The organism is Vibrio sp. (assembly GCF_047973365.1).
Lineage (GTDB): Bacteria > Pseudomonadota > Gammaproteobacteria > Enterobacterales > Vibrionaceae > Vibrio.
This window is the reverse complement of record NZ_JBKEBW010000117.1, coordinates 1-7,260: the sequence shown is the minus strand read 5'-3', so window position 1 is coordinate 7,260 and position 7,260 is coordinate 1. Positions and strand designations below refer to the sequence as shown.

The 7,260-nt window shown below is 45.0% G+C and carries 6 protein-coding genes; 4 read left to right on the top strand and 2 right to left on the bottom strand.

What is annotated here, in order from left to right:
- From groL to modF, 3 genes are all read left to right on the top strand, one after another.
- A partial coding sequence (gene groL / locus ACK5MF_RS14910) for a chaperonin GroEL (RefSeq protein ID WP_416923375.1) occupies nucleotides 1-1,473 on the top strand: 1,473 nt, incomplete at its 5' end.
- Nucleotides 1,474-2,006: 533 nt separating this feature from the next.
- A complete protein-coding gene (locus ACK5MF_RS14905; protein WP_416923374.1) occupies nucleotides 2,007-3,629 on the top strand; it encodes a pectate lyase family protein in 1,623 nt (540 codons plus the stop codon).
- A gap of 139 nt (nucleotides 3,630-3,768) precedes the next feature.
- Nucleotides 3,769-5,223: a molybdate ABC transporter ATP-binding protein ModF gene (modF, locus tag ACK5MF_RS14900; protein WP_416923373.1), complete on the top strand. Its 1,455-nt coding sequence runs from the start codon at nucleotides 3,769-3,771 to the stop codon at nucleotides 5,221-5,223.
- Between the two features lie 39 nt (nucleotides 5,224-5,262).
- Here modF and epmB read toward each other — a convergent pair whose 3' ends face one another.
- On the bottom strand, nucleotides 5,263-6,285 hold the full coding sequence (gene epmB, locus ACK5MF_RS14895; protein ID WP_416923372.1) for an EF-P beta-lysylation protein EpmB: 1,023 nt from the start codon (nucleotides 6,283-6,285) through the stop codon (nucleotides 5,263-5,265).
- A 31-nt stretch (nucleotides 6,286-6,316) separates the two neighbouring features.
- Between epmB and efp the strand changes: the two genes are divergently transcribed.
- On the top strand, nucleotides 6,317-6,883 hold the full coding sequence (gene efp, locus ACK5MF_RS14890; RefSeq protein WP_102967780.1) for an elongation factor P: 567 nt from the start codon (nucleotides 6,317-6,319) through the stop codon (nucleotides 6,881-6,883).
- 126 nt (nucleotides 6,884-7,009) lie between these two features.
- On the opposite strand, the gene frdD is transcribed toward efp, so the two are convergent.
- On the bottom strand, nucleotides 7,010-7,260 hold a 251-nt coding region (frdD, locus tag ACK5MF_RS14885; protein WP_416923371.1), incomplete at its 5' end, for a fumarate reductase subunit FrdD.

The window sequence follows — 7,260 nt, the reverse complement described above, 5'->3', positions numbered from 1 at the left end:
TCTGTTGCTCGTGAAATTGAATTGGAAGACAAATTCCAAAACATGGGCGCACAAATGGTTAAAGAAGTTGCATCTCAAGCAAACGATGCAGCGGGTGACGGTACAACAACAGCAACAGTACTAGCACAATCTATCGTAAACGAAGGTCTTAAAGCGGTAGCTGCGGGCATGAACCCAATGGATCTTAAGCGCGGTATCGATAAAGCGGTAGTGGCAGCGGTTGAGCAACTAAAAGCGCTATCTGTACCATGTGCTGACACCAAAGCGATTGCACAAGTAGGTACGATTTCTGCTAACTCTGATTCAAGCGTGGGTAACATCATTGCTGAAGCAATGGAAAAAGTAGGCCGCGACGGTGTTATCACGGTTGAAGAAGGTCAGGCTCTTCACGACGAACTCGACGTTGTAGAAGGGATGCAATTCGACCGTGGTTACCTATCTCCATACTTTATCAACAACCAAGAAGCGGGCAGCGTTGATTTAGACAACCCATTCATTCTATTGGTTGATAAGAAAGTATCTAATATCCGTGAACTTCTTCCTGTACTTGAAGGCGTGGCAAAAGCTTCACGTCCACTGCTGATCGTCGCGGAAGATGTAGAAGGTGAAGCACTAGCAACGCTAGTGGTGAACAACATGCGTGGTATTGTGAAAGTGGCAGCGGTTAAAGCGCCAGGTTTCGGTGATCGTCGTAAAGCTATGCTACAAGACATTGCTATCCTCACTGGCGGTACTGTGATTTCTGAAGAAATCGGTCTTGAGCTGGAAAAAGCCGTTCTTGAAGATCTAGGTCAAGCTAAGCGCGTGACTATCACTAAAGAAAACACCACTATCATCGACGGTGCTGGCGAAGAAGACGCGATCAAAGGTCGTGTATCGCAAATTCGTCAACAAATCGAAGAAGCAACTTCTGACTACGATAAAGAGAAACTACAAGAGCGCGTTGCTAAGCTAGCAGGCGGTGTTGCAGTAATCAAAGTTGGTGCAGCAACTGAAGTTGAAATGAAAGAGAAGAAAGACCGCGTAGAAGATGCGCTACACGCGACTCGCGCAGCGGTTGAAGAAGGTGTTGTTGCTGGTGGTGGTGTGGCACTTATCCGTGCAGCGTCCATGCTAACTGAACTGACTGGTGACAACGAAGAGCAAAACGTGGGTATCCGCGTCGCACTTCGCGCAATGGAATCTCCTATTCGTCAAATCGTGAAGAACGCAGGCGATGAAGAGTCTGTAGTGGCGAACAACGTTAAAGGCGGCACAGGTAACTACGGTTACAACGCGGCAACTGGCGTGTACGGCGATATGATCGAAATGGGTATCTTAGACCCGACAAAAGTAACTCGTAGCGCCCTTCAGTTCGCAGCATCAGTGGCTGGTCTTATGATCACAACTGAGGCTATGGTTACTGAGAAACCTAAATCAGATGCTCCTGCTATGCCTGATATGGGCGGCATGGGCGGTATGGGAATGATGTAATTTCCTGTGCTGAGTAGACCTTATGGTTAAGGTCTAGCATAAACACTCAAAAGGCAGAATGTGCGATGGCATGTTCTGCCTTTTGTCTATTCTGCCATTTGTTTTATAAAAATGGCATATCCAATCTTGTCTACTGTTCTACCGTCCTAGGTAAAAATGTGATCAGATCGAACATCGGTGGAACAGCGAATGGGCATCGAACACAAACACGCCCTTATTTTTTATAAGAGCGACCTTCCATGGGGCTCCGCTGAGCCATCCGTGGCTCAGAGGGTTTGCTTATCGATACCCATTCACTGATCACAAAGTTTTCCCGACTGGTATTCTTTCTTTTTCTCTCTGCTTCAGTACGAATAGCTATTAATTTATTCCTTGTTATAACGGCGTTTTATATGAGATTTAGTCCATGTTTTTGCTTGAATATTGGACAAAAAATGAGATTTATTCCAAACAAATAAAATGACGATCTCTTTTTAATGAAACGATGGTTTATAAATATAAGTAATAATAAAACCCTACTAGGAGTACTCCTAATGAAAAAAACTTACCTTGCGATAGCTATGATGGCAACTCTTGCCGGTTGTAGCACTGTTTCAACTCTGCCTGCGGATTCTGCTCAAGCAACGGGTTGGGCAACCGTTGATGGCGCGGTTACTGGTGGTGAAGGCGCAAAAGCTGAAAATATTTACGTGGTAGAGACGCGAGCGCAATTAATTGCCGCTCTTTACGGCAGTGCGGATGCGAATTTAAACGCCCCGGCAAGTGATGTAGCAAAAATTATTTACGTCAAGGGCACTATCGATTTAACCGCAAATGCTGAAGGTCAATCGATGTCGGGCTCTGATTTCATGGCAATGTGTGCTGATGAAACAGAGCACAGCGATTACGATACTTTCTACAATGCTTACCGCGCGACTTATGACCCCGCCGTATGGAACAAACAAGATCTCGAGAAAAATGGTCGCCCACCAAGGGTGAATGGCCCACTTGAAGATGCTCGTGACTGCTATCAAAAAGCACAAGCGGATTACACTATTTTACGTGTCGGTTCTAATACATCGATCTTAGGTGTGGGTGACGATGCGCACATTAAGTTCGGTACGCTGCGTCTGGGTACCGCGGGTAAAGAGTTGGTGAAGAATATCATCATTCGTAATATTGAGTTCTCAGACTCATTTGATTTCTTCCCACAATGGGATACTCAAGACTCATTCCGTATCGATAAGAAAGAATTTGGTCAAGGCAACTGTAGCGATAAGTTTGTGAGCGATATAGTAAACCCTTACGGTTGTGCCAGTGCTGAAGGCGGTCGTTGGAACTCAGAATATGATTTGATTGCTATCGATAACGCACAACAAGTGTGGATTGACCACAACACATTCAGCGATGGTGAGCGTACCGATGATCAATTCCCACCGGTATGGGCTGCACCTTACAACATCAAAGAGCAAAAAGTTCAACACCATGATGGTTTAGTCGATATCACCAATGCGGCAACGAAGATTACTGTTTCATACAATATTTTCAAAAACCACGATAAGACCAACTTGCTTGGTGGCAGTGATAAGCCAGATGCGAAGATCGGCTATGGTCCAGGTGCGATTGATGTGACCTTCCATCACAATATTTGGGATAACACAGGTCAGCGTATGCCCCGTTTACGTTTTGGTCGTGTTCACACATACAATAACTACTTCAACTTAGATGCTAGCGGTGCGAAACAAGCAGGCAAATACGGCATGATGGACGCCGTCATTTTAGGTACTGCGGCGAAAATCTACGCCGAAAACAACGTGTTTGAGATTAAGAATGATGGTCAAGGCACATTCGAACACAAGATCATTGGCTACTACTCGCGCACTAATAACCAAGAGCGTTGTGTGAAAACCGGAGATTTCGAACAAGCCGCTTGTGGTACCTATTTCTTTGCTGAAGGTAACTTAGCTAACGGTGCAGCCATTGACCTGAATGCGGTTGCGCAGAAAAACCAGGCATCATCTGGCAACAATGCGCCACTAACCTTGTTAGACCCAGCGGATGCCAATGCCTTCTGGTTACCGAAGAACAGCTATCAATACCAAGCGGATGCGACAGAAAGTGTTAAAGACAATCTGTTGAAAAATGCCGGCGCGGGTAAATTAAATATTAAACATTAACGATGGGTTAGTGAGATAAAAATGGATGCCTGATGCATCCATTTTTTTGTGCTGTTTGAACTGACTCAGGTTATCGGATAGCTAGCAATTAACCGCTAAGTTATGCACTATAATCATTCGTTTCCCAAGGAAGGTGACTATGCAAATTCAACAGCTTAAACATCAAACAGAATCGGTATCTTTAGTAATAGATAACTGGCAAATGCAAGCTGGCGAACATTGGGGAATGTTTTCGACCCACAGCCATGCAGCTTCACTGTTAGTGCGAGTGTTGAGTGGCGAGTTGCAACCCGATCAAGGTAAAGTGTCAGATCTTGCTGAAAAGATAGCCTGCGTCTCTTTGCATGAGCAGCAACGGTTGCTCGATTTGGAGCTGGAAAAAGACGATACCGATTTTATGGACTGTATTGACTACGGTTCTAGCGTGGAAGAGCTGGTGGCAGAATCCGGTTGTACTTCCGGTGAGTTGGAAGCTTTGCTTGCTACCACCGACCTATTGGCGATCAGAAAGCGCGGCTTTCGCCAACTGTCAACCGGTGAAACCCGACGTGTGATGCTCGCTCGCGCTCTGGCTCTCAAACCACAATTAATGATTTTGGACGAGCCTTATTCTGGTTTGGATATTGCACATCGCCAACATCTTTGTGAATTGCTACAAGAGTGTGCAAAGCAGATTCAATTGGTCATCATTACTTCTCGGGAAGATGAGTTACCATCATTCATTACCCATGTTGCCTTGTTCGACGAACAAAAACTTTCGCAAACATTAAGCCGTGACGAGTGGTTAAATCATCCTGTGATGGCGCAAATGCTGGCGCTTTCCGAACAAAAGAGTGACGCCATGTTAGAGCTTCTGCAAGCTCATCAATCACCGCATCAATATCCCAATCCGCTGGTGAGTATGAACGATGTCACTGTGGAGTATGTGGATGCGAAAATCTTTTCTGGTGTGAACTGGCAGATAGAACAGGGGCAGCATTGGCAAGTGCGGGGTCCAAATGGCTGTGGCAAAAGTACTTTGTTAGGCTTGATCCTCGGTGACCATCCCCAGTGTTACAGCAATGATGTGACGGTACTTGGGATGAAACGTGGTAGCGGAGAGACTATTTGGGATGTGAAACGTCACATCGGTGTGGTTTCCTCGGCTTTACATCTGCAATATCGAGTTAACTGCACTGCGTTAGAAGTTTTAGTCTCAGGTTTTTATGACTCGATTGGCTTGTACCAACAGCCAAGCAAGAAAGAAATTCTTCACGCACGCGAATGGTTGCAGCTATTGGAAATGAGTCAGTTTGAAAAAGTCGGTTTTCGTCATCTGGATTACGGGCAGCAACGATTGTTGCTCATTGGTCGCGCTTTAATTAAACAGCCAGCTTTGCTGATACTGGATGAACCCTACCAAGGACTGGATTTTCTCAATCGTAAACTCGTGTTCAAAGCCTTAAATCGAATTGCCTCTGCAAACATCAGCCAACTGCTCTACGTTACCCACCATGAAGAAGATGCTCTGGAGGCGATTCATCATTTTGTCGATTTTATTGCGCAAGGGGAAGAAGGATACCGAGTTAATGTCTATTCCACCCAACAACAATAACCTTAAACTCAAGCGTTGTAGAGCAACGCTTTGATAAATTTATTCAAGATGCAAATCGAGCGGCGTTTTGCTACTGCGTCCACCTATCTCACGGGTTAGCTTCGGTACTAAATAGCCCGAGACGCGTTCAATCACTCCCGCCATAATGGTTTTAGCCGCCTCGTCATCAATAAAGAAGTGCGCGGCACCCTGAACTTTATCCAATACATGCATGTAATAAGGTAATATTCCTGCATCAAACAGGCTTTCGCTAAGATTAACCTGCGCTTGCACCGAATCATTCACTCCTTTAAGCATCACGCCCTGATTGAGCAAAGTGACGTTAATCGCACGTAGGCGAGCCATTTGCTGTTTTAGCTCCAGGTTGATTTCATGGGCATGATTGATATGAGTCACCAGCACCACTTGTAAACGAGTCTGCGCTAGCGTGTCTACTAACTCATCAGTAATACGGTCAGGTATTACCACCGGCAGGCGAGAGTGAATACGCAGACGTTTGATATGAGTGATCGCCGCGATTTTGTCGACCAGCCATGCCAGTTCATGATCTTTCGCCATCAGCGGATCACCGCCAGAAAGAATCACTTCATTCAGTTCAGGATGCTTGGCAATGTAATCCAAGCTTTGCTGCCAAACCGACTTAGTGCCTTTATTATCTTGATAAGGAAAATGACGGCGAAAACAGTAGCGGCAGTTAATCGCACAACCACCTTTGACTATCATCAAAGCCCGATTACGGTATTTGTGCAGTAATCCCGGGATGTCGTTGTTTTGCTCTAACAGAGGGTCATTAGAGTAACCTTGGTGTACTTCAAACTCTTTGCTCAGTGGCAAAACCTGACGTAGCAACGGGTCGTGCGGATTGCCTTTTTCCATTCGACACACAAAACTCTGCGGCACGCGTTGAGCAAATAATTTGCGAGCAGTGAACCCGTCTTGCCAAGGTGTAGGATCAATATCGAGTTCCTTGAGCAACTGAGTGGGATCTGAGATAGCATTTGCGAGCTGTTTGATCCAGTTTTGCTCAACAGAATCGACTTTTCGGGTTATGATGTGCGGCATTAATTTTAACTCGAACAATGTAAGAGGAAATATGGCTACTGTTAGCACGAATGAATTTAAAGGCGGTCTTAAAATTATGCTTGATAATGAGCCTTGTGTCATTCTCGAAAACGAGTATGTAAAACCAGGCAAAGGTCAGGCTTTCAACCGTGTAAAAATCCGTAAACTGCTTTCTGGCAAAGTTCTAGAGAAAACGTTTAAGTCTGGTGACTCTGTAGAAACTGCGGACGTCGTTGATATCGACCTAGATTATCTATATTCAGATGGCGAATTCTACCATTTTATGAACAACACTACATTCGAGCAAATTGCAGCAGACGTAGCAGCAGTTGGCGACAACGCTAAGTGGTTGGTAGAAAACAACACTTGTACTCTAACACTTTGGAACGGTAACCCAATCTCTGTTACTCCACCAAACTTCGTTGAGCTGGAAGTGACTGAAACTGATCCAGGCCTGAAAGGTGATACTCAAGGTACAGGTGGTAAACCTGCGACACTAGTGACTGGTGCTGTAGTACGCGTACCGTTATTCATCCAAATTGGTGAAGTCGTAAAAGTAGATACTCGTAGTGGTGAATACGTAAGTCGCGTGAAATAAGTATCGCTTCTTTCTGATACAAGACGTTCTAGAAAAAAGAGTCAAATACAAAAAGACCAGCCACTGACGACTGGTCTTTTTTATTGGCTCATCGCCACTCTAGCGGAATGAGTGAGTGCTGATGACTTAAATCATAAGCATGACAATGAATACCACAGCAAGAACTGAGATTGCACCTGCAAACGCATAACAAGCAATTTTGCCGACCACGCCGGTAGTGAATTTCAGATCATGCATACCATTGTGAATTCGGTGCATTGCGTGCCACATTTGCAGTGAAAGCGTAGCAATGATTAAGAGCGCACAGATAATGTTGGTAGAAAAACTAACGACTCGCTCATAACTAAGCTTATCCGCATCAATAATGCCTAGTGGTA